At 44.0% G+C, this 26528-nt stretch carries 26 protein-coding genes; 12 read left to right on the forward strand and 14 right to left on the reverse strand.

Translation table 11 applies throughout. The features are described from left to right. Nucleotides 1–14: 14 nt before the first annotated feature. The 7 genes from clpP to DBZ36_RS08145 form a co-directional block, all read right to left on the reverse strand. A complete protein-coding gene (clpP, locus tag DBZ36_RS08115) occupies nucleotides 15–638 on the reverse strand; it encodes an ATP-dependent Clp endopeptidase proteolytic subunit ClpP (protein ID WP_120354397.1) in 624 nt (207 codons plus the stop codon). Nucleotides 639–735: 97 nt separating this feature from the next. Further along, complete coding sequence (gene tig, locus DBZ36_RS08120; protein ID WP_120354398.1) at nucleotides 736–2034, reverse strand: trigger factor; 1299 nt, start codon at nucleotides 2032–2034, stop codon at nucleotides 736–738. 227 nt (nucleotides 2035–2261) lie between these two features. Then, entirely contained in the window at nucleotides 2262–3116 is an 855-nt protein-coding gene (gene rluB, locus DBZ36_RS08125) for a 23S rRNA pseudouridine(2605) synthase RluB (protein ID WP_120354399.1), read from the reverse strand. Between the two features lie 39 nt (nucleotides 3117–3155). Next, nucleotides 3156–3704, reverse strand: coding sequence for an SMC-Scp complex subunit ScpB (gene scpB, locus DBZ36_RS08130; RefSeq protein WP_120354400.1), 549 nt, complete (start codon nucleotides 3702–3704; stop codon nucleotides 3156–3158). Then, complete coding sequence (locus DBZ36_RS08135; RefSeq protein WP_158589050.1) at nucleotides 3685–4518, reverse strand: segregation and condensation protein A; 834 nt, start codon at nucleotides 4516–4518, stop codon at nucleotides 3685–3687. The genes scpB and DBZ36_RS08135 overlap by 20 nt, the downstream gene beginning before the upstream one ends. Beyond that, the gene (locus DBZ36_RS08140; RefSeq protein ID WP_120354402.1) at nucleotides 4518–5138 is read right to left on the reverse strand and encodes an L-threonylcarbamoyladenylate synthase; all 621 of its coding nucleotides are present in this window, start codon (nucleotides 5136–5138) and stop codon (nucleotides 4518–4520) included. The genes DBZ36_RS08135 and DBZ36_RS08140 overlap by 1 nt, the downstream gene beginning before the upstream one ends. 89 nt (nucleotides 5139–5227) lie before the next feature. After that, nucleotides 5228–6055, reverse strand: a complete 828-nt coding sequence (locus DBZ36_RS08145; RefSeq protein WP_120354403.1) for a PHP domain-containing protein — start codon at nucleotides 6053–6055, stop codon at nucleotides 5228–5230. A 259-nt stretch (nucleotides 6056–6314) separates the two neighbouring features. Here DBZ36_RS08145 and DBZ36_RS08150 point away from each other — a divergent pair, with 259 nt between their 5' ends. The 9 genes from DBZ36_RS08150 (at nucleotide 6315) to DBZ36_RS08190 (ending at nucleotide 14656) form a co-directional block, all read left to right on the forward strand. After that, nucleotides 6315–7892, forward strand: coding sequence for an anthranilate synthase component 1 (locus tag DBZ36_RS08150; RefSeq protein ID WP_120354404.1), 1578 nt, complete (start codon nucleotides 6315–6317; stop codon nucleotides 7890–7892). Then, a complete protein-coding gene (locus tag DBZ36_RS08155; RefSeq protein ID WP_120354405.1) occupies nucleotides 7885–8493 on the forward strand; it encodes an aminodeoxychorismate/anthranilate synthase component II in 609 nt (202 codons plus the stop codon). The genes DBZ36_RS08150 and DBZ36_RS08155 overlap by 8 nt, the downstream gene beginning before the upstream one ends. A 22-nt stretch (nucleotides 8494–8515) precedes the next feature. Then, a complete protein-coding gene (trpD, locus tag DBZ36_RS08160) occupies nucleotides 8516–9523 on the forward strand; it encodes an anthranilate phosphoribosyltransferase (RefSeq protein WP_120354406.1) in 1008 nt (335 codons plus the stop codon). Continuing rightward, nucleotides 9516–10925, forward strand: a complete 1410-nt coding sequence (gene trpCF, locus DBZ36_RS08165) for a bifunctional indole-3-glycerol-phosphate synthase TrpC/phosphoribosylanthranilate isomerase TrpF (protein ID WP_120354407.1) — start codon at nucleotides 9516–9518, stop codon at nucleotides 10923–10925. The genes trpD and trpCF overlap by 8 nt, the downstream gene beginning before the upstream one ends. A gap of 4 nt (nucleotides 10926–10929) precedes the next feature. Continuing rightward, nucleotides 10930–12120, forward strand: coding sequence for a tryptophan synthase subunit beta (gene trpB, locus DBZ36_RS08170; RefSeq protein WP_120354408.1), 1191 nt, complete (start codon nucleotides 10930–10932; stop codon nucleotides 12118–12120). Next, complete coding sequence (trpA, locus tag DBZ36_RS08175) at nucleotides 12120–12929, forward strand: tryptophan synthase subunit alpha (protein ID WP_120354409.1); 810 nt, start codon at nucleotides 12120–12122, stop codon at nucleotides 12927–12929. Before trpB ends, trpA begins: the two co-directional genes overlap by 1 nt. Before the next feature lie 103 nt (nucleotides 12930–13032). After that, nucleotides 13033–13608: a septation protein A gene (locus DBZ36_RS08180; RefSeq protein ID WP_120354500.1), complete on the forward strand. Its 576-nt coding sequence runs from the start codon at nucleotides 13033–13035 to the stop codon at nucleotides 13606–13608. A gap of 5 nt (nucleotides 13609–13613) precedes the next feature. Next, the gene (locus DBZ36_RS08185) at nucleotides 13614–13913 is read left to right on the forward strand and encodes a YciI family protein (RefSeq protein ID WP_120354410.1); all 300 of its coding nucleotides are present in this window, start codon (nucleotides 13614–13616) and stop codon (nucleotides 13911–13913) included. 62 nt (nucleotides 13914–13975) lie between these two features. Continuing rightward, on the forward strand, nucleotides 13976–14656 hold the full coding sequence (locus tag DBZ36_RS08190; protein ID WP_120354411.1) for a DUF2982 domain-containing protein: 681 nt from the start codon (nucleotides 13976–13978) through the stop codon (nucleotides 14654–14656). A 7-nt stretch (nucleotides 14657–14663) separates the two neighbouring features. Here the strand turns inward: DBZ36_RS08190 and lpxM are convergent, their stop codons facing one another. From lpxM to DBZ36_RS08215, 5 genes are all read right to left on the reverse strand, one after another. Further along, complete coding sequence (gene lpxM, locus DBZ36_RS08195; RefSeq protein WP_120354412.1) at nucleotides 14664–15605, reverse strand: lauroyl-Kdo(2)-lipid IV(A) myristoyltransferase; 942 nt, start codon at nucleotides 15603–15605, stop codon at nucleotides 14664–14666. A 118-nt stretch (nucleotides 15606–15723) separates the two neighbouring features. Then, complete coding sequence (locus DBZ36_RS08200) at nucleotides 15724–16035, reverse strand: antibiotic biosynthesis monooxygenase family protein (RefSeq protein WP_120354413.1); 312 nt, start codon at nucleotides 16033–16035, stop codon at nucleotides 15724–15726. Between the two features lie 194 nt (nucleotides 16036–16229). Then, nucleotides 16230–16640 (reverse strand): phosphate ABC transporter substrate-binding protein, encoded by a 411-nt coding sequence (locus tag DBZ36_RS08205; protein ID WP_120354414.1) that lies wholly within the window; start codon nucleotides 16638–16640, stop codon nucleotides 16230–16232. An 11-nt stretch (nucleotides 16641–16651) separates the two neighbouring features. After that, nucleotides 16652–17809: a porin family protein gene (locus DBZ36_RS08210; RefSeq protein ID WP_120354415.1), complete on the reverse strand. Its 1158-nt coding sequence runs from the start codon at nucleotides 17807–17809 to the stop codon at nucleotides 16652–16654. A 185-nt stretch (nucleotides 17810–17994) separates the two neighbouring features. Beyond that, nucleotides 17995–19611 carry a methyl-accepting chemotaxis protein gene (locus DBZ36_RS08215; RefSeq protein ID WP_120354416.1) on the reverse strand — a complete coding sequence of 539 codons (1617 nt, stop codon included), beginning with the start codon at nucleotides 19609–19611 and terminating at the stop codon, nucleotides 17995–17997. Between the two features lie 326 nt (nucleotides 19612–19937). Between DBZ36_RS08215 and DBZ36_RS08220 the strand changes: the two genes are divergently transcribed. The 3 genes from DBZ36_RS08220 to dsbB are packed head-to-tail and all read left to right on the forward strand — an operon-like array spanning nucleotide 19938 to nucleotide 22845. Beyond that, the gene (locus DBZ36_RS08220) at nucleotides 19938–20684 is read left to right on the forward strand and encodes an HAD-IIA family hydrolase (RefSeq protein ID WP_120354417.1); all 747 of its coding nucleotides are present in this window, start codon (nucleotides 19938–19940) and stop codon (nucleotides 20682–20684) included. A gap of 9 nt (nucleotides 20685–20693) precedes the next feature. After that, nucleotides 20694–22316, forward strand: coding sequence for a cation:proton antiporter family protein (locus DBZ36_RS08225; protein WP_120354418.1), 1623 nt, complete (start codon nucleotides 20694–20696; stop codon nucleotides 22314–22316). 10 nt (nucleotides 22317–22326) lie between these two features. Further along, nucleotides 22327–22845: a disulfide bond formation protein DsbB gene (dsbB, locus tag DBZ36_RS08230; RefSeq protein ID WP_120354419.1), complete on the forward strand. Its 519-nt coding sequence runs from the start codon at nucleotides 22327–22329 to the stop codon at nucleotides 22843–22845. Between the two features lie 80 nt (nucleotides 22846–22925). Here dsbB and DBZ36_RS08235 read toward each other — a convergent pair whose 3' ends face one another. Together DBZ36_RS08235 and DBZ36_RS08240 are read right to left on the reverse strand one after the other, a co-directional pair. After that, nucleotides 22926–25406, reverse strand: a complete 2481-nt coding sequence (locus tag DBZ36_RS08235; protein WP_158589051.1) for a GGDEF domain-containing phosphodiesterase — start codon at nucleotides 25404–25406, stop codon at nucleotides 22926–22928. Next, nucleotides 25399–26403, reverse strand: a complete 1005-nt coding sequence (locus tag DBZ36_RS08240; protein WP_147395011.1) for an ABC transporter substrate-binding protein — start codon at nucleotides 26401–26403, stop codon at nucleotides 25399–25401. Before DBZ36_RS08240 ends, DBZ36_RS08235 begins: the two co-directional genes overlap by 8 nt. Nucleotides 26404–26528 lie beyond the last annotated feature (125 nt).

Raw genomic sequence — 26528 nt, forward strand, 5'->3', positions numbered from 1 at the left:
ATGCATGCTACAGTCTATGGTCGTTGCGCTAGTACATCGTCAACGATGCCATAAGCTACAGCTTCGTCAGCACTCATATAATTATCACGATCGGTATCAAGTGCGATTTTGTCGTATTCTTGACCCGTATGCATCGCTAACATTTCGTTCATGCGACGTTTCGTTTTAATAATCTCATTAGCATGGATTTCAATATCAGACGCTTGTCCCTGAAATCCGCCTAAAGGCTGGTGAATCATAACTTTTGAGTTAGGTAAGCAATAACGTTTACCTTTCTCGCCGGCGGCCAGTAAGAAGGCTCCCATACTTGCAGCCATACCCATGCAAACCGTGCTTACATTAGGCTTGATAAATTGCATCGTGTCATAGATTGCCATCCCAGCGCTGATCGATCCGCCTGGAGAATTAATATATAAGAAGATGTCTTTTTCTGGATTTTCTGACTCTAAGAAAAGCAGCTGCGCGACAATCAAGTTCGCCATGTGATCTTCAACCTGACCGGTTAAAAAGATGACATGTTCCTTGAGTAGTCGAGAGTAGATATCGTAAGAACGCTCTCCCTTTGCAGTCTGTTCGACTACCATTGGGACTAACGCTGCTAGAGGATCGGTAATAATTGGCGATACATCTTTTAACATCAGTTCAATTTTCCTTAAAAAAAATGGCTCGTATGAATCGAAGTCACACGAGCCATTATATGCGCTAACGCTTCGTTTAAGTCAAACGAAGTTAGTATTATGCGCCTTGATTGTTCATGATCTCATCAAAAGCAACGTCAACTTTAGTGACTTGTGCTTTTTCTGCGATAAATTCAATCGCTTGTTCTTCAAGAACAACATTTCGAACATTGTTCATCATTTCTTCGTTTTTCGCGTAGTACTCAACAACTTCAGTTGGATCTTCGTATGCTGAAGCCATGCTAGAGATGTGAGCTTTAACTTTTTCGTCATCTACGTTTAGTTCGCTAGTTTTAATCACTTCACCAAGTAGTAATCCGATTTTAACACGGCGCTCTGCTTGGTCAGTGAACAACTCATCAGGAAGAGTTGGTGCGTTAGCGGCATCGCCACCAAAACGTTGTAGAGCTTGTTGACGTAGTTGCTCAGTTTCTTGAGAAACTAGTGCTTTTGGCACTTCAATTTCGTTTTGCTCAAGAAGGCCTGCAAGTACTTGCTCTTTCAAAGCATTTTTCAGGTTTTGCGCAAGCTCGCGTTCCATGTTCTTACGGATTTCAGCTTTAAGACCGTCAAGCTCGCCTGTTTCAACACCAAATTTCTTAACGAAGTCGGCTGTGATTTCTGGAAGCTCTGGCGCTTCTACTTTATTCACTTTGATGTCGAAAGATGCAGCTTTACCTTTAAGGTTTTCAGCATGGTAATCTTCTGGGAAGTTCACTTCAATTGTGAATTCATCACCAGCTTTTTTACCAATCACACCATCTTCGAAGCCTGGGATCATACGACCAGCACCAATTTGAAGATCAAATCCTTCAGCTTTACCGCCTTCGAATTCTTCGCCATCAACTTTACCTAAAAAGTCCATGTTTACTTTGTGCTCATCAGCGATAACAGCGTCAGTTTCTACCCAGTTCGCTTGTTGCTTACGCAAGGTTTCAATCATGGTGTCAACGTCAGCATCGCCAACTGTTGCAACTTTTTCTTCAACTTCGATTTTCTCGAGGTTTTGGATTTCAACTTCTGGGAATACTTCAAAAGTAGCGGTGAAGTTAAAAGAACCTTCGCTAGTCTCGCCAGCTTCAAAGCTTGGAGCACCAGCTGGGTTTAGCTTTTCTTGTACCAATGCTTCGTAAAAGTTACGTTGCATAAGTTCGCCCATAACATCTTGAGCAACAGCTGCGCCAAAACGCTTTTGAATAACAGTTACTGGCACTTTACCTGGACGAAAACCGTCCATGCGCTGTGTTTTAGCCATTTGAGTCAAGCGGCTTTTAACTTCGCTATCAATTTTTGCTGCGTCTATCGCAATCGCCATACGGCGCTCTAAACCCTGAGTTGTTTCTAATGAAACTTGCATTTTTTTAAACCTCGGAACTATTTCAGCCGCAGCTGATTCAATAACAATAAAAAGTTAAATAAGGGCGTTTAAATCAAATTCAAGGCCCTAACTATAAATAAATGAAGGCGGCGGCCTGTCAAAGCGCGACAGTATAGCCTTGCCACCATCATATTTCGAGTCAATCAAGGTAGGTAATTGCAAAAAACCTGCGCTTGAACCCGTTTTTGTCGACTCTGTCTTACTCTTTAGCGACGACGACGAGTCGTTGCAGCTTTTTGTTGGTGCATTCGGTGTTTACGTACCGACTTGCGGATCCGGGCCCGATTGACACGCGTTTTCTCGCCAACTTTAACAATCGACTGGGTTTCTTCGGGAAGCTGAACTAAATTCAGTAAGTAATTGACGTCTTCAAGGCCTAGGTCTTGCCAGCCACTGCGCGGTAGGGCTTTAGGCAGCGCCATTTTTCCATATCGGACACGGATCAAGCGCGAAACTTGGCAGTCTTGAGACTCCCATAGACGTCTAACCTCTCGATTACGGCCTTCGTTCAAGGTGACGTGATACCAGTGGTTAATCCCTTCACCCGGTTGTTTCATGATTTTAGTAAAATTTGCTTTACCATCTTCAAGCTCAACACCTTGGCGAAGATTTTGAATGTTTTTGTCGCTCACTTCACCAAATACTCGAACCGCGTACTCACGTTCAATTTCAAAACGCGGGTGCATTAAGCGGTTAGCCAGCTCGCCGTCGGTTGTGAATAACATCAAGCCTGAAGTGTTGATATCGAGGCGGCCTACAGCAACCCAACGTCCAACTTTAAGCGGAGGTAACCTATCAAATACAGTAGGACGCCCTTCAGGATCTTGACGAGTACAGATTTCACCCTCGTCTTTGTTATAGATAAGAACCCGACAAAATGCCTGTGCACTGGTATCAACCGAGTGCCCATCAAGTCGAATAACATCTGATTCTTCTACGCGATCGCCAAGTTTTGCAACTTTGCCATTAACTAACACTCGACCGGAATCGATGTAAGTTTCCATTTCTCGCCGCGAGCCTTTGCCGCTGCGAGCCAAAACTTTTTGCAGTTTTTCACTCATTTCGCTTTCTCTATTTCGCGCTGCCAAATCAAACGCGGGCTAAGTCTGAAAGTCTTTATCCAATTTAGCAAGTAAATCTGCATCCAAAGTAGGAAGCTCTTGCAAAGACTTCAATCCAAAATCATCTAAAAATACGCTGCTCGTCTTCCAAAGTGTCGGTTTACCTGGGATTTCTTTCTCACCCGCTTTGACTAACCATTGTTTGTCGAGCAGCGCTTGAATCACACTTGATGCCACTGCGACCCCGCGTATGGCTTCAATTTCAGCGCGAGTAATCGGACCGCGATAGGCAATGATGGTCAAGGTTTCAAGCACCGCCTTACTCAACTTGGTTTTACGCTGAGGCCACAATTTCGCTAAATCATTGGAATACTGTTGACGGGCTCGAAATTCAAAACCACGTTTGATCTCGCATAACTCTACGCCGCTGTCATGATAACGAACAGCTAGTTGGTCCAAAATTGCCTTTACTTCCAAACTGCTGAAGTTTTTTTCAGCAAGGATGGTTTGTTGCAGGGTCTTAATCGTCAACGGCTTTTGTGCAACAAATAATGCAGCCTCAACCAGATTAAGCACGTTGTTGGGCATGCGGCGCTCCTAGCAACTGTAGAAGTAATTGCGAACCGGTACTCGGGTTGCTCGCATGGCAACAGCTCACTTTGCGCAGTTTAAGAAGCTCTAATATCGAAATAAAAGTGACGATAACTCCCATTCGACCTTCATCTAGCAACAATAGTTGTTCAAAACTAAGACTCGGTTCTTGGTCTAAGCGTGATAAGACGTAATCCATTTTACGTCGAATAGAAAAAGTTTCGGCTTTAATTTGATGGTGCTGTTGGTGATCTAGGCGTTGCAGTATCGATTGCATGCACTGACTTAAACGTTGTATGTCTAATACTTGGCTTTGCTGTTCATCCACATCATTTTGCACAAACTCTAGACTTGCGGTAAACCAGTCGCGTTCAACACGTGCAACACCGTCTAAATCTTCAGCGGCCTTTTTATACAACTCATATGCTTGAAGTTGACGTATCAAGTTAAGTTGGATTTCTTCGGGATCTTGTTCAATTTCAGCCAACTTAGGCAGCAGTGAATTAGACTTAATTTGGGTCAGTAGGGCTGCCATCAACAGGTATTCAGCGGCTAAGTCCATATCCATCTCTTGCATGGCATGGATGTAATTTAAGTACTGGGCAGTTATTTGAGAAATCGCCAATACGTCTATGGTTAGTTTTCGCTTTCTAATAAGATAGAGCAGCAGGTCTAAAGGCCCCTCAAAACGCTTTAAATAAACCAGCAGAGCTTCCGGTGGGATGAACAGGTCTTTGGGCGTATCGCTCCAAGACTCTCCATCAACCTTAGCGAAGCTTGGCTTTGGTTTGGCGTTCGAAGTAGGTTTCACTATTCAAAGGCTTCGGTGTTACCGATGCCATGACGCAATATATTCACGTCGCCTTCCGAGAAATCAATAATTGAGGTTAATTGCTCCGGTAAAATGCCACCATTAATAATTAAATCAACTTGGCGCTCTAAGCGATCACGAATAAGTTCAGGATCAGACTCGGCAGTATCGTCATCAGGGAAAATAAGACTAACCGACATCAGCGGTGCTCCAAGTTCTTCGAGCAAGGCTAAAGCAATACGGTTATCAGGTACCCGCAGGCCTATCGTTTTACGTTTCGGGTTAAGTAGACGTTTCGGTACTTCTTTCGTTCCTTTCAGGATAAACGTATATGGCCCAGGGCTGTGATTTCTGATCAGACGAAAGGCATTGTTCTCCACTCGTGCAAATACCGAAAGCTCAGTTAAGTCCTTACACATCAGGGTAAAATTATGGTCTTTCCCTAACTGCCTGATTTGGATGATTTTATCCATTGCAGACTTATTACCAATGGCACAACCTAAGGCGTAGCCTGAATCGGTGGGATAAACAATAACGCCACCTTTTTCGATGATAGCAACCGACTGTTTTAAAAGACGTTGCTGAGGTGTATCGGGGTGAATATAAAAAAACTGACTCATGATCGTTTCTCTCAGCGTTCACAACGCGGAATTGGAATAATTTAAGTGTAGCTTATCAATGTATTAGGAAAAAGCTCTGGCTGTTTAGCTTAGTTGGCTAATAGTTCCATCACGCTTTTACTTTGTTCAGGCAATGCATAGCCTCTGCCGAGCTCGCGCCAACGTGACACTTGGTGAAAGTCACTCCCCAAGGACGCATATAGGCCATGTTCATTAACTAAATCAGCCATCCAGTGTTGTTTATCACGGGGAAATTGCGGCAAGCCGATTTCAACGGCGTTGCCTCCAGCACTAGCAAACTCAGCGACCAGTTTTCGTAACCATTTGTTTGACAGTTGATAATGGTTGGGATGCGCCAATACCGCCACGCCGCCCGCTGCTTGAATGCATGTAATAGCTTCTGGGATCGTCATCCACTGGTTGGGAACGTAGCCAGTATTGCCACGGCTTAAAAACTTATCAAAAACTTTCTGAAAGTTATCCGCATGTCCTCGATGCACTAGCTCTTGAGCAAAATGAGCACGTGTTAGCGACCCCTCTCCTGCTCGCGCTTTAGCCGCTTCGTATATACCCTCAATGCCAGCTTTGGCTAAACGTTTACCCATTTCTTGAGCGCGAATATCGCGTTTCTCTCGCTGTTCGCTAAGCTGAGCTTGAAACTCGGCCTGTTCAATATCAACATTTAGTCCTACAACGTGAATATCAAAGGCATGCCAGGCACAAGAAATCTCTACCCCGTTGATTAGTCGCATTGCGTGACCCGAGTTTTGCGCATGTGCAAGCCCGAGACCGGCAGTGGTATCGTGATCGGTGATAGCAAAAATATCCAGCTGCATATTATGCGCCCGAATGATGAGTTCTTGCGGTGTTAATGCGCCATCGCTGGCTTTGGTATGGCTATGGAGGTCTATTCGCAATTTATTTCTTAATTTATTTCTTCAGATAATGCTTGCATCAAGCAACATTTTAGAGTTAATTTACTTTAACAAAATTTGAAGGTGAGCACATGACTTTTATCACACAGCAAAGCGCAACGCGCTTTAACAACATTTGGTGGTGGCACTCTACATAATTCAGTGGGAGTGTTTTGTCGTGTCTATCTAGATACCTTGAAAAAAGCCCGCAGCAGCGGGCTTTTTTTTTAGTTTAATTTGTAAATACCAATACGAGATGAATATGCAGCAGAAATTGATTATTAATAATGCCGTACGGTCCGCCCCCTACTTAAGCGACCCACTAGCGTTATATCAGCAACTTCACTCACATACTCAGCACAGCATTTTGCTTGAGTCTGCTGAAATCAATAGTAAAGAAAACCTTAAAAGCTTAATGCTGATTGATGCTGCTGTGAAAATCAGCTGTAGCGGCCGCGAGGTTGAGTTTAGTGCCTTAAGTGACAATGGATTGGCATTTATTGAGCAGATCGCTCCATATTTTCCAGCGCCGCTGATCAGCCAATCAACGAAGCAAACGCTTTGTTTAAGTTATCCGCATCCAGACCCCAGTATTGATGAAGATAGCCGTTTAAAAGATAGCTCTCCAATTAATGCTCTTCGACGGGTTATTGAGGTCTTTGGTCCGCATAGCCAACATCCTAATGGTTTGTTCCTCGGCGGCGTTTTTGCCTATGACTTCATCGCCAGCTTCGAGCACTTAGAACAGGTTAGTGACAGCACCAATAGTTGTCCTGATTACCAATACTACGTTTGCGAAAGTTTGCTACTCATTGATCATCAACAACAGCAAAGTGAACTTATCGGTTGCTGTTTTGGCGGCAGCAATGAGGCCTTATCAACAATGCAAACGCGCCTCGATGAACTGGCCTTGTTATGCGAAAACCCAAGTCCACTGGTCACTCAAATTGACAGCCAGCAGCCTCCTCGACTTAATGTAGATATCAGCGATGAAAAGTTCTGCCAGCAAGTAGAAACGTTGAAAGATGCCATTCGACGCGGCGACATATTCCAAGTCGTTCCTTCACGCAGTTTCTCTATTGATTGCAGTGACCCGATAATTGCCTACCATCATTTACGAATAACCAATCCTAGTCCTTATATGTTTTTCCTACGTGACCCAGATTTCGTATTGTTTGGCGCAAGTCCCGAGAGTTCAATTAAGTTCACGCAAGATACTAAAGACGTCGAAATTTACCCAATTGCAGGGACACGCCCTCGCGGTTTTAATGCCGATGGTAGCATCAATAAAGACTTGGACGGGCGGCTTGAATTAGAGTTGCGTTTAGACAAAAAAGAAACTGCAGAACATATCATGTTGGTTGATTTAGCGCGTAATGATGTGGCTAAAATCAGTGAGCCAGGAAGTCGACACGTGGCTGACTTACTCCAAGTAGATCGCTATTCTCACGTAATGCACCTCGTTAGCCGCGTTGTTGGAACCTTGCGTGCAGACTTAGATGCGCTGCATGCGTATCAAGCGTGTATGAACATGGGTACTTTAACCGGCGCTCCAAAAATTCGCGCCACAGAGTTGATTAGAGAGATCGAAGGAAAACGGCGCGGCAGTTATGGCGGCGCTGTTGGCTACCTAAATGGCCATGGGGATATGGATACCTGCATCGTTATTCGAAGTGCCTTTGTACAAAATGGGGTGGCCCACGTGCAAGCAGGTGCCGGTGTTGTTTATGACTCGATTGCACAAGCTGAAGCCGATGAAACCCGCAGCAAAGCCGCTGCTGTACTAAATGCCGTTGCCCTAGCCCATGGCAGTTCGTTGAAGGAAATTACACGTGTCTAATCTAAATATTGTATTGCTCGATAACTTTGATTCGTTCACCTATAACTTAGTTGATCAGTTCCGCTGCTTAGGGGCTTCTGTTGCCATCTATCGAAATAGCATTGCAGCGCAAGAAATTTACACTCATCTACAACAAGCGGGTTCAAATACGGTATTGGTATTGAGCCCGGGGCCAGGCAATCCAGAACAAGCCGGCTGTTTATTAGCACTAATTGAGATGTGCCGTGGAAAATTTCCCATTTTAGGCATTTGCTTAGGGCATCAGGCCTTAGTACAAAGTTACGGCGGTCATGTTGGTCGCGCTTCTGAGATCGTACACGGCAAAGCCAGCGCCATCGAACATGATCAAGAACTTATGTTTAATGGGTTAAGCCATCCGCTGCCAATTGCCCGTTATCATTCCTTAGTCGCCACGCAAGTTCCGAGTCAGCTGCGAGTCAATGCCCATTATCAAGGTATGCCGATGGCTGTGATTAATGAATCGGACCGGGTATTGGGCTTACAATTTCATCCGGAATCGATTTTAAGTACGCAAGGCGCTAAACTCTTGGCTCAAAGTTTAGAATGGGCCAGTCAAACCGGCAATTTCGCTGCCAAATAACCGATTACAAGGAAGCTAAACGATGCAAACTCTATTGGAACAACTCTATCGTGGCGAAGCTATGGATATGGAGCAAAGCCGCGAGTTTTTTGCCAAGGTAGTCAACGGAGAAGTTGACCCCTTAATCTTATCTTCTGTGCTCACAGCACTAAAAATTAATGGCGAAAAGCCGAGTGAAATAGCTGGTGCGGCAAAAGCACTACTTGAGAATGCGCTTGCGTTTCCTAGTCCAGACTATGAATTTGCCGATATTGTTGGCACCGGGGGCGATGGCCATAACACCATCAATATTTCAACGACCTCGGCTTTTGTTGCTGCCAGTCTAGGGATTAAAGTAGCTAAACACGGTAATAGAAGCGTATCTAGTGCTAGTGGCTCATCAGACTTACTCGCTCAAATGGGTATAAATATTGAAATGAGCCCTCAAACAGCTCGCCGTTGTTTAGACGAAATAGGCTTGTGTTTTCTATTCGCTCCCCAATACCACAGTGGTATTCGCCATGCGATGCCCGTTCGTACCACCTTAAAAACACGCACTATTTTTAATGTGCTTGGACCGCTAATCAATCCTGCTCATCCAAGCATGATGGTTATGGGCGTTTACAGTGCTAACTTACTGCGCCCAATAGCCGAAACACTGATAGAACTTGGTATGCAAAAGGCCTTAATCGTGCATGGGTCTGGCTTAGACGAAGTTTGCCTGCATGGCAAAACTCAAATGATTAAGATCGAAAATGGCCAGCTAGAGTCTTTAGACCTTGAACCCTCAGATTTTGGTTTTGAGCAATACAGTTTAAGCGATATTAAAGGTGGTAGCCCTCAAGAAAACCGCGTTATCACCGACCAACTGTTAAAAGGTGAAGCCACCGATGCGCAAATGAGCGCCGTCGCCGCCAATGTTGCGTCCTTGTTGTGGCTCAGTGGTAAAGCAGATTCTTTAAAACAAGGTGCTGAATTAGCCATGCAAGAGATGCGCTCAACTCGCCCTTATCAATTAGCCCAAAAATTAGCGGAGCTTAGTAATGTCTAGTAGTACCGGCACTATACTTGACCAAATTGTTGCAGATAGACGTATTTGGCTAGAAGCCCAACAACAAAAGCAACCATTAGACAGTTTTATCTCAAAGATAGAGCCTAGCGACCGGGATTTTTACGCGGCTTTATCAGGCGATAAAACCCATTTCATTTTGGAGTGTAAGAAAGCATCCCCTTCAAAAGGCCTAATACGCGATGAATTTGATCTTGATATCATTTCATCAGCCTACAAAAACTGGGCGAGCGCAATATCAGTGCTAACCGAAAGTAAGTATTTCCAAGGTGATTTTGCTTACATCAATCAGGTTCGCCAGCAAGTAAGCCAACCGATACTTTGTAAAGATTTCATGATAGACCCTTATCAGGTTTATTTGGCCCGCTATTCCAATGCTGACGCTATATTACTGATGTTGTCTGTTCTCGACGATAAGCAATATCAAGAATTATCCAAGCTTGCAGCAGAACTTAATCTTGGTGTGTTAACCGAGGTTAGTAACCCGCTAGAATGCGAACGCGCTATTGCTCTAAACGCGAAGGTTATTGGGATAAACAACCGCAACCTTCGTGACCTAAGTATTAGCCTAGAACGAACCGAACAGCTCTCAAGTATGATCCCGAGCGATAGAATTGTGATTTCGGAGTCAGGCATTCATACCCATCAGCAAGTGATGGACATTAGTCAGTTTGCCAACGGCTTTTTGGTGGGTAGTTCGATTATGGCACAAGCCGATATAGACATGGCCTGTCGTCAGCTCATTCTAGGTAACAATAAAGTTTGCGGTTTAACCCGGGCCGAAGATGTTCACGCTGTATATGCTGCCGGGAGTGTGTACGGCGGGCTTATTTTCGCAGAAAAATCCCCCCGATGTGTTAGCTTCGAGCAGGCTAAGCTTTTGGTCAGCGAAGCTGCTCTTAAATTTGTTGGGGTGTTTGTTAACGCACCAGTTGACCAAGTAGCTAGCTATGCTATTGAACTAGGGTTGAGTGCTGTTCAATTGCATGGCAGTGAAGACGCAACATATATTGAAAGCTTACGTACCGCTCTACCGGCTTCCACATCCATCGAAATTTGGAAGGCACTAGGTGTTAACGATAGTGTTCCAACGGCACCAAAAGGTATTGACCGCATATTACTTGATGCAAAAGTAGGCTCGCAAAGCGGTGGTACGGGCCAAGTCTTTGATTGGCAACTTATCAATCACAAATATCCCGAGGCCATGCTAGCCGGTGGACTAAACCCTAGTAACATTGAGCTGGCCCTAGCCCAAGCCTGTTACGGATTGGACTTGAATTCTGGATTGGAAACCAGCCCTGGAATCAAAGACACCGACTTAATCAAGCAGGCTTTCACCACACTCCGCGCTTACCCTTATTCAGAATTGAAAAAAGAGAGTTAATACTATGTCCAAACTAAACCCTTATTTTGGTCAATTTGGCGGCCGCTTTGTTCCGCAAATATTGATCCCTGCATTGGACGAACTTGAAGAGGCGTTCATTGAAGCCCTAGACGACCCTGAATTCCAAAGCGAATTTTCCGGTTTGTTAGAGGAGTATGCGGGCCGCCCAACACCATTAACTTTATGTCGCAATATCACGACGGGCACCAAAACCAAAATTTACCTCAAGCGTGAAGATTTACTGCATGGTGGCGCGCACAAAACCAACCAAGTATTAGGCCAAGCCTTGCTTGCTAAACGCATGGGCAAGAAAGAAATCATAGCCGAAACTGGAGCTGGTCAACATGGCGTAGCCACAGCGCTAGCATGTGCACTACTGGGGCTTAAATGCCGGGTGTATATGGGTGCTAAAGATTGCGAACGCCAAAAACCAAATCTATTTCGCATGCAGTTAATGGGCGCAGAAGTTATTCCAGTACATTCGGGTAGCTCAACGCTCAAAGATGCCTGTAATGAAGCACTGCGCGATTGGGCTGCCAGCTATGACACTAGCCACTACTTACTTGGTACAGCAGCTGGGCCTCATCCTTTCCCAACCATTGTTCGCGAATTTCAAAAAATGATTGGTGAAGAAGCCAAACAACAGATTCTGAAAAGCGAAGGAAAATTACCTGATGCCGTAATTGCATGCGTCGGTGGCGGTTCGAACGCCATTGGCATGTTCAATGATTTTATTCCTGAAGAAGGGGTACGTTTAATCGGCGTAGAACCCGCAGGCAAAGGTATTGATACTCCACAACATGGCGCGCCGTTAAAGCATGGTCGCGAAGGTATGTTTTTCGGCATGCGCTCTATGATTATGCAAGACCAACACGGGCAAATTGAAGAGTCATACAGTGTGTCTGCAGGCTTAGATTTTCCATCAGTTGGGCCACAGCATGCGCACCTAAATGCTACAGGCCGAGCAGAATACGTCTCGGTTACTGATGATGAAGCACTAGAAGCCTTTAGCGACCTTACCCGTAACGAAGGTATTCTGCCGGCACTTGAATCAGCGCACGCTCTCGCTTATGCAATTAAATTAGCAAAAGCGGAACCTGAAAAAGAACAGATTTTCATTGTTAACTTGAGTGGCCGTGGTGATAAAGACATCTTCACCGTTGCGGAAATATTTGAACAGCGAGGAACTCTCTAATGGCTCAGCGTTATGAAACACTTTTTGCATCACTTAAAGCTAAAAACCAAGGTGCGTTCGTGCCATTCGTGACTTTAGGTGACCCTAATCCAGGCCAAAGCCTTGCTGTCATCGATTCGCTAATAGAAGGCGGCGCCGATGCCTTGGAACTAGGATTTCCATTCTCAGATCCAGTTGCTGATGGTCCAACGATTCAAGGGGCAAATATTCGGGCTCTTGACTCAAACGTGAGTCCAGACACGTGCATAGAGATGCTCACTAGTATTAGGGCTAAGTATCCAGATATTCCAATTGGCTTACTTCTCTATGCCAATCTAGTGTTTAGTAACGGCATTGACGCATTCTATCAGCGCTTAGCTGCTGCTGGTGTTGACTCCGTATTGGTAGCTGATGTGCCGTTAAGTGAATCGTTGCCGTTTCGTGAAGCAGCCAAACGCAATAACATTGACTGTATATTCATTGCACCACCTAACGCTGACGAAGACTGCTTAGCCCAAGTTGCACAATATACGCAAGGCTACACCTACCTCTTAAGTCGAGCAGGCGTCACAGGTACTGAAACCAAAGCCGGAAAACCTATATCGCAATTACTGGACAATTTGAATCGCCATCAAGCTGCGCCAGCGCTGTTAGGCTTCGGTATATCAAGCCCCGAACAAGTAGCACAAGCCATTAGCGCCGGTGCTGCAGGTGCGATCTCTGGCTCGGCCGTGGTTAAAATTATTGAGTCGAACCTAGAGCTGCCGGAACAAATGCTCAGCGAGCTAAAAGCATTCACCCAAGCGATGAAAGCCGCTACTCAGCTCTAAACGTTAACAAGGTGCTTTGAGAGGCAATTCAGCTTGATTGCCTCTCATCCTCGCTCTTGTTATCCTGCAAGCCAATTTATTGAATAGAGTACTTACGCCTGCTATGAAGCAATTTTTTGAGTTCATTCCTCTCATCGTGTTCTTTGCTGTGTATAAAATGCAAGATATCTACCTTGCTACCGGCTCATTAATTATCACCACCGGCTTATTGCTCGCATACAACTGGTTTAAACACAAAAAAGTGGAAAAGATGCACCTCGTCAGTTTTGTGATGGTATTGGTGTTCGGTACTTTAACCATGATATTTCGCGATGATGCCTTCATTAAATGGAAAGTGACGGTTGTTTATGCCATTTTTGCAGTGGCCTTATTTATAAGCCAATATGTGTACAAAACGCCTTTGTTGCAGAAAATGCTAGGGAAAGAAATTGAAGTTCCTGCTGCGATATGGGCACAAGTGAATTTAGCATGGACAGCATTCTTCGCTATCTTGGCTGGACTCAATATCTATATTGCTTACAATTTCAGCCTCGAGTTTTGGGTTAATTTTAAAGTGTTCTGGTTGTTCGGATTCACGATTGTGTTCACTGTTTTGACTGTGGTTTATTTGTTTAAGCACATGCCCAAGGACAAACAAGAGACCATAGTCTCAGCCAAAAATGAACAAAATAAGGATTAATAATTATGTGGTATTTGATCTATTCAGAAGATAAAGAAGGTAGCCTTCCGGCACGCATGGCTGCTCGCCCTGCACATTTACAACGACTACAAGAGTTAAGTGACGAAGGTCGATTACTGGTTGCCGGCCCCAATCCAAATATTGATGCCCAAGACCCAGGCGAAGCAGGTTTTAGCGGCTCCACCGTGATTGCCGAGTTTAACAGCTTAATTGACGCCCAAGCCTGGGCAGATCAAGACCCTTACTTAGAAGCTGGGGTATATCAAAGCGTCACAGTAAAACCTCTTAAAGTGGTTTTACCTTAGTTGATAAAATCTAGGCTACACTTATATTAAAGTGCTATTGAGCACGTTTAAGGGTAGCTTGGATGACTTCTCAATATATCCCCTATTATCAACATCATTCTCGTCCCAAGACTTTGGTCTATTTAGGCTGCATTTGCTTAGGATTTGCGTGGATCTTACTGATTTCACAGTTGATGCTGAGTAATGTTTTAGCATCAGTGATGCTATTCATTTCTTTTTTAAATTTCAAACTTGCGTACAACCAAGCCAAGTTGCCGCGTTTTGCCGTGGTGTTATGTGAAGATCACATTCAATATCACCATTGTTACGGGGGCTGGAGCCTACCATGGCAACAATTACAGTCAATTGCGATTCCAAGACTAATTCAGCATGGCGACTATCAGGATAGTCATTATATAGGTTTGCGCCTGCAGCATTTAGACAGCTTTATAGAACAATTAAATCCGCGATTCATCTCCCAGATATTAACCGAGCAGCGCCCTATTTTGCGTTTGGCTTTGGCGACAGAGCGCCATGATTTAGATATTCAGGATAAACTATTTGAAAGTGATTATTACCGCTGCGAAGACGGCCGAATTATCACCGGATTGCAGGCGATGTTTGCCCACCGCATGCTAACCCTACAGAAATTGACCGGCTTTCACTTGTGGATTGATCTTAGCAACATAGCCCTACCCTCAACTGAACTATTAAAGCTCAGTCGAACTTACTGGCAGCAAGCACCGAGGCAGACCAAAAACTAAATCCGATTTAGTAACGCAGCTCTTTTTGACCTTCAATACTCTTCATTAAACTTAGCGTCCACATATACTGCTCAGGAGCACGCCGCACCAATTTTTCAACTTCTTTGTTCATTAGAGTGCTATCCACAATAGCATCACCACTCGGATAGCCCGTTAAGGGTGGATGTGCAATTAGTTTAATTTTGTGTTGCTCACTATCATAGGTTGCGAATATAGGAAGTACTCGCGCATCACAGATTTTAGCCATTTTTCCAAGTACTGGAATCGTAGCTTTGTTATTACCAAAGAAAGGTACAAATACACTGTGCTTGGGGCCTAGATCTTCATCTGGTAAGTAAATACACCCCATACCCGCTCGTATAGTTTTCATAAGCGCTTTAAGGCCGGCTTTACGCTCTAATAGAGCCCCACCAAAACGCGTGCGGTGCCGAGCCATCAAATAATCTATTAGCGGAGCGCGCATCTCCTTAAACATGGTTGACATTGGCCGCCCTTGGGCTGAGAAGTATAGACCCGCATAGTCGACTGGATAGGTGTGTGGAAGTAAAACAATAAAGTTATCACCGCTTTCCAATATTGCGTCGATATGTTCTTGACCATCAACAATGATGCGCTCTTGTATGTACTTACGGCTGCGTACTGACAATTCGCCGTAGGCAAACATCACCTGAGCAAAAGCTTCAAGGTTTTCTAAGAGAACTTGTTGACGTTTTTCGGAATCCCATTGCGGAAAGCATAACTGCAAATTGATATCTGCAATATTCAGACGCTTTTTTAAAACTTTACGCTTAAACATAAAGCGTGCAAAGCGCACAGCTAACCAGTCACGTACTTTCACTGGGATTAAGCACAACAGTACCATCAATAAAGCTCCCAACCACTGCAACCAGTAGCGAGGATGAAGAAATGACCAAGAGAATTGGACTTTGTAAGCATTAAACTGAGACATAACAACTTTCGTATCTAGAATGAAGGCCTAGTTTAGCTTATTGCTGAGTAAGGTGCGACCTAGCTAAAGTCGTCAACCCTAGCTAAATCGAGCTTCGATAAGGAACTAAATCACCCGGCTATTTGGGTTTTCCGGTAACAAAGTGGTCAAGTTGAGGAGACATCAATAGCGGCTCGTCTTGCCACATTATTGCCTTACGCATTTTGCTGCGCGCTTCACTTACTAAATGTTCAGCTTCTTTGGAGCGAAGCCAGTGCTCTTTGCTTGGCCACTGCGAATAACTAATCCAGGTTCCATCGCTAGCCTTATGCAAACGAGACCCAAGAGCAGAGTATTTTTCTACATTGAAATGAATGACTTCACTCCAGCCTTCCTTAAAGCTTTGTACATGTGACTCATCAAGTTTCCAGCGAAACAATACAACGAACATCAGCGTCCCTCGCGACAACAATTGAAATAGAAGAAAATAGCCATACAGACCTAGTTAAAAAATAAGCAGTACGTACCTATAACGCTACCATGCCCAGATTAGTTTCGCCAGAAACAAACAACAAAGCCGTGGACAAGGCCACGGCTTTTCTTGTTGTAAGCTATATGTATCACCTACCCTATGACGATTGCCAATTAAGGCTTAAACAGCACTTTAACGTCACCAGTAACATCAGCTTCGTCAACATAAGCAACGGCTGCTGGGTTTGAGCTCACTTGCGAAATTGCTGCCGCTGCACTACCCACTGTATTCGGTGGGTTAGCCTTGCCAGTAAATACAAGTTTTGCCCAATAGGCTTGAAGCTGAGACTCTGACTTACCGGTTACTGCATCATGAAATGCTGCACGCAGTGGGTTACCATCTTCGTATTCAATCACTTCAGGTGAAGCGCCGTTAGGTAGTTTTTTAAGCTTACCTAAGAACAATTTTTTTGCCTCGGCAGCACTCAGTGCGTCTGCGCCGCCAGGATTACCAATCACAACAGGACCGGCAAACGCGAATGACGAACTAAGCACTAATGATAGAGCTAATACTAATTTTTTCATGGTCTAGCTCCTTAAAATACGCCTTGGAAAACGATGCTATATACGGTCTGGTCTTCTTCGTATGTTGGATAAACGGGCAAGTTCCCATCAATAAGTCCGCCACTTCCGTCGAAGTCGCCAGTAAAGGTCGCGTCAAATTTAACGGCTAGATTAGACATCAAGTCATAACGAACACCCAACGAATAGGTGGTGCGTTCACCGCTCAACAATGCTGCGGCGCTACCTTCTCTAACGTCATCATCTGTCGATTCTGCAAATGCATAGCTTGCATACGGCATCCATGCGTCAATTCGATAGCCTAATGTTAAGTAGCCGTTTTTAACACTCGGATAAAGTGCATCAACTTTAACTTCTGTATACTCACCAACTGCCAATATCTGACCGTTGTCATATTGGAATCCAGCACCAACAAATTGACCTTTGGTATTGTCATTTAAACCTAACACGCCAATAACACTTGGATCAGCATCTATCGTTGCGTTGATTTTATTTTGACCATAGACAGCACGAAGGGTTAAGTCTTCCCAGGTATAGGTTAAGTTTGCACCCACCATGTAGTCATATTTAACGCCGTTTTCTTCGTACTGACCACCGAAAGCCTGAAGGCCTAAGGTTGAATTGTCGAGTTCGTAGTCATAAGCAATGTCACCACCAACATAGGCTGTAAATGGTACAAAGTCATACACTTCTGTTGGCGGACGAGCCCAAGGTTGCGCATAACCAACATCGAGGTAATCTGAATACATAAATAGTGGCACACGAAGTTTACCAGCACGAACGACGACGTCGTTATCGAAGGAATGCTTGATGTAAGCCCATTCAATAGCAGGTTCAAAGTCGTCTTCACCCTTAGATACTAATTGTACGGTGACGCCAGTGCTATCAGCCATAGCAAATTCAGCTTGAAGGCCAACTTTAGTCAAGTTGTTAAGATCGTAGCTCTCTTGAGCACCAGCATAACCAAGGTCATTGCTAGCGCGAGTTACACCTACGCTATAAAAACCATTGAACTTAAAGCGATCGCTCATTGATTTACTATCGTTGTCTTTCAAGATTTGAATTTCTTGTTCGAGTTTTTCGATGCGTGCATCCGATGCTTCGTCAGCGTGAGCAACTGAAGTTGCAGCCATGATTGCCAAAGGCAATGCGGCAAGTTTCCATTTAGCCATTTTCCGTTTTCCTGTAATTAGAATAGCTCTGCGGCTATCTATTTTTAACTATGACGTAAAGACAAACGCCTTTCGTCGTTCCGTATTTTGAGGTCAAACCGACCTCAGTCCATCTATGACACTGCAAATGCAGTCATCAATGTGCGCAAACTGCGCCTAGATTCTTTATAATGTTCTTGGTACTACTAAACTTTGTATTGTCGAATCACATCACTCAAAGCAGCTGTAACGCGTCTAATATCTTCACTAACCGTATCGAGTTCAGTACTACTTTGAGCAACAGTTTGTGATATTTGTTCAATTTCAGAAACATTGGTTCGAATTAAGTCCGAGGTCTCAGTTTGTTGCTCAGTTGCTTGGGCAATTTGCTCATTGACGGCAAAGATGCTCTCAACTTTCATAGTAATTGCGGTGAGCGACTGTCCTGCTTCTGCGGATTGCGCCACACTAGCTTGTGCACTTTCGGTGCCTCGATTCATTGCTTCTACCGCAGAACCGGTACCTTTTTGTAGCTCTTCAAGCACTTGCTGAATCTCTTGGGTTGAGTCTTGAGTGCGTGAAGCCAAGGTTCGAACTTCATCGGCTACCACTGCAAAACCGCGTCCTTGTTCTCCGGCGCGGGCAGCTTCAATCGCTGCGTTTAATGCAAGTAGATTGGTTTGTTCTGCAATACCTCGGATAGAATCCAAAATAGCGCCAGCATTACTAGTGTATGACTCAAGTTGATTAATCACTTGCGCAGTATTATTTACCTCATCAGCAAGACTACTAATAGCTGTCATGGTGTTCTCAACCACTTGATTACCGCGCTGCGCAGTCTCGTTGGCAGAGCTTGCTTCAGTAGAGGCTTGAGCCGCATTGCCAGCAATCATATGCACACTGTCAGTCATGACATGAATCGCTGAGCTAACAGACTCCACTAAGGCATTTTGTGCTTGAATGCTTTGCGATGTTTGCTGACTAGAATCCATTAGGCGGTTGGAAACATCCTCAAGCGAAGCAACCGTTTCACTGGTAGTTGCAATGCTAATTTGCATCTTGCTAATAAATTGATTAAACCAATGCACCAAATCTGCTATTTCATCGCGTCCGGCATAATCGACTCGCACCGTTAAGTCGCCCTCACCCTCTGCAATTTCTCGCAATGAGTAAGTCACTTGATTAATTGACTTAACAATACTTCGAACCACAATGATACCTACGACTATCAGGACAAGGATGGTCCCTACACCCAAAATAATTCCATTGCGGATAGAATCCTTTGAAGTCGTGATCATGGTATCGATGGTGCTATTGAAATCAGACTCGCTAACGTTGATCACATCATCAAGTCCTTTGAGCAAACCTTCAAGTATATCCGCTGAACGTTTAGCCCGTGCAGGTAATGTTGCAAAATCGGCGCTTCCATCGACAATGCTTTTCGCAATTGAAACGGCTTCCGATTCGTATTGACGAAGGTCTGTTCTTATTTTTGAAATTTCTTTGTTAAGGTCTGGCGCTGCAGCTTGTAATTTATCAATGCTAAGTTCCAAGCTATCGATATGTTGCTGTGCAATTTCGAAAGATTCTTCGTCGCCTGTGGTCACCGCTGTTTGCAATGATTGGTCGAGATTCTCGAGAGAGTTTCGAGCTTGAATTGACGCATCTAACGCCGGGAAGAAGTTATCACGGATTTCGATAACACTACTCTGTGTTAAGCGCTGCACACTAATCGAATCAACCAAAAATACTACAAAGCCAATGACTGCGATAGCAGCAATAAGCTCAACTTTATGGCGAATTTTCAAACGCGTTAAGTCCATTTACAAACCTCTATAATCAATAATTTAGTCGTTATTAATGTATCGACTAAATTACAAAAATCTTTAGCAGTACACACAATCCATTTCGAACATTTTTAAAACATTTTTGAAACAAATATTTTGCGGTCATATTTATTTGCAGGATATTAGCAGAAAGCTCTAACCGAGCAACATTCCTTTTGCAAAAATGACATAAATATGACCAATTGGTTAGCTTTCACAGAACATTTGCGTTAAAACCGGCTTTTTCCTACGACTATTTCGTGGTGAAAAACCGATTTATTAGTTACTCTTTGTTTTAGAAACTAAACTAAGCATGGAATGAAATGAAATCAGTAATTTGTGACATTGACGGCGTACTCTTACACAACAACCAACTGATTGATGGCGCGGACAAATTTCTTTTGTCGATGCTCAATGAGCAACGAAAACTCGTAATTTTAACCAATTACCCTGCTCAAACGCCTCAAGACCTTAAAAACCGCTTTTTAACCGCTGGAGTTGATATCCCAGAAAGCTGTTTCTATACCTCCGCAATGGCAACTGCTGACTTTTTAACTCGCCAAGAGGGCAACAAGGCATTTGTGATTGGCGAAGGCGCACTAATCCATGAGCTCTATAGTGCTGGATTCACAATTACCGACATCAATCCCGACTTCGTGATTATCGGTGAAACCAAAACTTATAATTGGACCATGATCCATCAAGCCGCTCAGTTCGTTGCCGCCGGCGCGCAGTTTATTGCAACCAACCCCGATACTCATGGCCCGAACATGAGCCCAGCTTGCGGCGCTTTGTGTGCCCCGATTGAGCGAATCACCGGCAGAAAACCATTTTATGTCGGCAAACCTAGCGCGTGGATAATTCGAGCAGCCTTAAATAAAATGGGCGCTCATGCTGAAAATACCGTCATTATTGGGGATAACTTACGCACCGACATTTTGGCTGGATTCCAAGCTGGCTTGGAAACTATTTTTGTTCTTAGCGGCGTCAGTAGTGAAAAAGATATCGATGATGTACCATTTCGTCCCAACTATGTGTTCGGCAGTGTTAAAGATATTGACGTGCTATAGCGAGTAACTATGGATACCAGTTTACTATTAGCGGTTACATTTTTTTGCGGATTGGCAGCTAGCTTTATTAGGCTTCCACCTTTGGTCGGTTTTTTAGCTGCAGGTTTTATTCTCAACGCAATTGGCTTTGAGATGAACGACACCATCGCCGGGCTAGCTGATTTAGGCGTAACCCTACTACTGTTCACCGTAGGTCTAAAACTAGACGTAAGGGTACTACTTCGCCGGGAAGTATGGGGCAGTGCTGGCCTACATATGGGCTTAAGTGTGCTGGTATTTAGTCTGGTACTGGTGGCTCTAAAAGGCTGGGGTTTTAGCACCATTGATGGTTTAGATACTCAGGCGATATGGGTATTGGCATTTGCGCTTAGTTTTTCAAGTACCGTATTTGCAATTAAACTGCTTGAGGAAAAAAGTGAACTCAATGCTCTTTACGGCCGGATTGCCGTTGGCATTCTGATTATGCAGGATATTTTTGCCGTTGTATTTTTGGCCTTTAGTACCGGCAAAGTTCCTTCATTATGGGCCTTGAGTTTGCTAGCATTAATTCCATTGCGCCCACTTTTGTTCCATTTGCTCAATCGAGTTGGCCACGGAGAATTACAATTACTATTCGGTTTTTTTCTCACCTTTGTTGTCGGTACAAGTTGGTTTGAAGCCGTTGGACTCAAAGGTGACCTTGGTGCTCTTTGTATAGGTATTATGCTGGCTGGACACCCTGCCGCTAGTGGTATGGCCAAGTCACTGTTTAGCTTTAAAGAATTATTTTTAATCGCTTTCTTCTTATCTATAGGACTTAGTCACCTCCCCGATCTTGAAGCGATTATTGTTGCTGCTATCTTACTCGTCATTCTATTTATAAAGGCACTTCTATTCTTAGCCGTATTAATGCGCAATCGATTGCGCTCGCGCACCGCATTACTTGGAACGATAAGCCTTAGTAACTACAGTGAGTTTGGCTTAATTGTGGTGGCAGTTGCGGCTACTAATCAATGGATAGACGGCTCTTGGCTCGCCACCATCGCGATTGCTTTAAGTTTCAGCTTCGTGTTTGTTGCCCCATTGCACGCCAACGCCGATCGTATTTATCAATCGATAAGCCCAACCTTGAGACGTTTCCAGCGAAGTCGCTTATTGAGTGAGGACCAAGCAGTTGATTTTGGAGAACATCAAGTCATTGTGTTTGGGATGGGCCGTATTGGAAGTGGTGCCTACAATCAATTGGAACAGCACTATCCAGGACAGGTGCTAGGGATCGACACCGATACTGATAAAGTGAATGCCCATCGCCAGGCAGGACGTAGCGTGATTGTGGCGGACGCCACTGATTCGGATTTTTGGGCAAAACTAAGCCCAAGTAGCAATATAAAATTGGTCTTACTCGCAATGCCAAGTCACCACGGTAACGAGTATGCCCTTAGCCAATTGCGCCGCAACGACTTAAATACCAAAATTGCAGCCATTGCTCAATATAGTGATGATGCGGACAGCTTGACGCGCTTAGGTGCAGACGCCGTATTTAATCTCTACAATGAAGCCGGTAGCGGTTTCGCCCAGCACGTTTATCAAGAACTGGTACAAGAACAAGCCACTATTTTGCAGGCGCATAACAACTCATCGAACGACGTATAAGGATAACTCGATGTTCCAATTTTTTTCTTCTTTCTCCCAAACCCGTAAAGCTTGGTTACTACTGGCAGTCATCAGCTTTTTGCTAGAACTAACGGCTTTGTTTTTTCAATATGGTATGAAACTAGATCCATGTGTTATGTGCGTTTATGAGCGCACTGCTATGATGGGGATGATGTTTGCAGGTCTACTTGGCGCAATTGCTCCACAACTATTGATACTGCGGATTATGAGTTTTGGCTTATGGATAGTTAGTTCAGCCTGGGGTTTACAACTTGCATGGCAACATACCCAATTCCAAATCAATCCCAATCCATTTTCAACCTGTGATTTTTTCGCAAGCTATCCTAGCTGGTTCAAACTAGATACTTGGGCACCGTGGATGTTTAACCCTACCGGTTATTGCGATCAGGTTTCTTGGATGTTCTTAGGCTGGTCAATGCCACAGTGGTTGATACTAATATTTGCTATCTCTTTGGTATCTAGCTTGCTGTTCTTTGCTTCGCAATGGAAGTTGATTCGGCGTCGTTAGTCCTTTATGAAGTTCGCATGACAATATTAAAAATGGCGCCTATGGCGCCATTTTTTTGAATTGAAGGGAAGTAACAAAGACTAGAAACTAACTGCTTGGTCATGACGTGCAAACAGCCGGTCTTCAAAAATGTCGGGTTCTAAGGCTTCAGAGAAATAGAAACCCTGGTAAACAGTGCAACCTCGGAATTTCAAAAATTCTAATTGATATTCAGTTTCCACCCCTTCGGCGATTACTTCTAAGTCCAAGTTTTCTGCCATTGAAATAATTGTTGTAATGATCGAGCACTCACTACCACCCTTTTCGACTTCACTAACAAAGGACTTATCAATTTTTAAACAATTGATTGGCAGCTGATTTAAGTATGCTAACGATGAATAACCAGTACCAAAATCATCTACTGAGAATCGAATCCCTAAAGCACGTAAGCGAGAAATCTTTTCTACCGTTTCTTTAACGTTATCGACCAAAACCCCTTCCGTTATTTCTAGCTCTATCAAACGAGGATCACAACCAGCTGAGCGAATTACATCAATGGTACTATCTACAAAGTCTTCTCGGTGGAATTGATTTGGACTAACGTTGACCGACAAGGTGGTAAAGTTTTTCGGTAACCCTCTATCTTGCCAGCGCTTGAGTGCGCTAAAGGCACTTCGCATGATGAACTTTCCGAGTAGTATGATTAAACCCGATTCTTCTGCCAGTGGAATAAAGCGCCCTGGAGAGATCCAGCCTAATTCGTTGTCATACCAGCGTACCAATGTTTCAGCACCAACCATTTCGTACTGAGAGTTATAGCGTGGCTGAAAATAGGCCACCATATCTTCTTGAGTAATTGCGACTCGCATCATTTGTTGCAGCTTGTGCCGCTGTTGAATATCTTCCGCCATTTTGCTTGAGAATAAGCAAACCGAACCACGACCCGCATCTTTTCCGTGATATAAAGCCATATCAGCTTGGCGTAAGATCTCTGTGGCGTTGCTATCTTGGTTTGGATACATCGCCAGGCCGATGGTTGCATTTAAGCTGATATCGTTGCCTTTAATTGCAAATGGCCTACGGATCAGATTACGGATGTTCTCAGCAATTTTACGGGCTCTTAATGATGCGCGGCGATGGTCAGCACCTAAGTCAGGTATAAGAATGGCATATTCATCACCGCCTAAACGCGCGATGGTTTCATGCTGACGATAGTTTTCTCGTAAACGATGAGCGACTAATCGCAGTAGTAAGTCCCCTGCAGCGTGCCCTAGTAAATCATTTACGTTTTTAAAGTGGTCTAAATCCAGGTAAATAAGTACGCCAATGGTCTTACGTCGACCTGCGTTTTCGATTTCCTGCTCTAAGTTTTCAATCAACTTGCGGCGGTTAGCAAGCCGCGTTATGTCATCATGTGACGATTGAAACTCAATGGTTTCCTGGGCTGCTCGTATGTCACTAATGTTAGTTTGAGTACCAATCATTCGCAGCGGACGTTTGTTAACGTCACGCTCAATAACCATTGCTCGGACCATCACCCAAATATAGCGACCATCTTTGGTTTGCATACGATGCATACATTCGAAGCTTTCGGTTTCACCTTTAAAATGAGCCCGTAGCGAGGCCAAGGTTTTGTGTAAGTCGTCGCTATGGATTCGAGACTCCCACTCTTTGCTTTGGTTGGTTAATTCGCCTTCGTCGAAGCCAAGCATTTTGGCCCACTGCGGCGAAAAGAAAACGCTTTTTTTGGCAAAGTCCCAATCAAACACGCCATCGCCAGAGCCTGTTAGCGCAAATTGCCAACGTTTTTCACTATTTTGAAGTTGGGTGAAACTATCTAGCATATTGCTGTTCATGTTGTTCATTACACGTTGCAATTTGCCAATTTCACCTTGTCCTTTAAGTTTTACCGGTGCTTGCTTATTCTGACTATGCTTAAGTAAATGTGATAGTGGTCGAAGCAAAACCCAATAAACAAAGAAAACCACAACCAGTAAGCTTGCAAAAACCAATGCAATATACTTACCCATCCGTTGGATAAAGCCTTGTTCGATTGCTGACCACTGTCGTGATAGATCATAGCTTATGTAAATAGCACCTTTCGCAGAGGGGCTTAAGCTATCGGAACGCGGGCCCATATCGAGCGGTAAGTATAGGCTTAATCGTTTATTTTCAGCATCAAAGCTAGATTGTTCTTGGCCTTGGATGCTCGTAGCTTCAAAGGCTTGCCGATCAAAATCAGTAACAGTTTCGCTGGCAAATAAATGTTTATCAATGAGTCGGTTTGACAATAATACTGATGCTTGCGGGTCTAAAACTACGATGTCACGTACTTGTTCATCTAGCGCTGCCAGCATAATACTTCGTTCTGCTATATCAACTTGATTACGAGACAAACTGTCAGATAACGATTGCTGCAGAATATAACCTTGACTACGGATCCCGACTTTAGCTTGGGAAATTAACTCTACTTGATTACTTTTCAGGTCCATTTGCAGCATTGTGACTGCCACAATAACTAGCAGCAAAGTAGCCATTGCCGGAACTAAAAGTTTAAGCGAAATCGAACGTAAGCTAGACACCACCATCCTCCGCTTTCACTTTAATACTGTCGAGCGCTTCAAGCTCAAAAAATGAGAAATCCTCTGCGGCAAAATTATTGTTAATCAAACCTAGACTGTGCATGCGTTGACTAAGATTCTGTATGTAGTTCTCAAAATCTATACTGTTGATCAAAGACTCGCTTTGTTCTTGATTATAGTACTGAATACGTGCAATCTCAGAGTCGACCTCTCGACTATAAAGCTGAGTTCGTCTTGCTATTAGTTTGCTTGCTTCAACTAGATTTTGAAACATCCACTGTTGGCCAGCAAAATGATCCGAAACTAAGCGCTTCACTTGTAGTTTTTCGCTTTCGCTTAAATCCTTTCGTACCACTAAAGCTCGGTAATAGATCCGTGGTGATTCACTGCTATCAAAAAGTAAGTTGCCATTAAGATTATCAATTAATCGACTTTTAACTGGACCCGCCGATAGTAATGCAGATACATCACCATCTCTGAACAGTCGTAACTGCTCGTCAAGTTTTGCTTCAACAAAAACAAACTGCTCAGCACTAAAGCCGTCATACTCTAACCAATCAGCAGCCAATAACGCTCCTAATGAGTTCGACTCATATCCAATAGTTTGTTCTTGCAACTCAGCGCTAGTATTAATATGCGATTGACTCACTAAGGCATCCGCACCATAGCTTTGGTCGGTGATAGCTAAGAGCTGAAGATCCAAGCCGCGGTCAACAACCCGTATGGCTTGGTCGAGACTGAGAAAGGCGGCACCGACTTGATTTGTTTCTAAAGAGTGAACAACGTGACTCGGAGTCGTTAGCTCGATCAATTGATATGGGCTCTGTTGATTAGCATCTAAGCGATGGGCAAGGTGCACCGGCTCAAAACCTAACCAAGGACTGACAGCGACTCTGAGTTGAGTTTGCTCTTGGCAAGCACCAAGCAATAAGATTGATAACAATACAGTGCAAGCCCTCGCGGGACGACGTATCAGAGAATCGAAGGTAGTACTCACTAAAAAGACATATCCATTAAAAAAACAACTCCATCGACTGTTATCGGCAGCCGACATAAATACTTAATACAAAAAGATAAAAAATATCGCTTTAAGCACCCGATTTGCGTTTTAAGCTTAACAAC

The organism is Alginatibacterium sediminis (assembly GCF_003610775.1).
Lineage (GTDB): Bacteria > Pseudomonadota > Gammaproteobacteria > Enterobacterales > Celerinatantimonadaceae > Alginatibacterium > Alginatibacterium sediminis.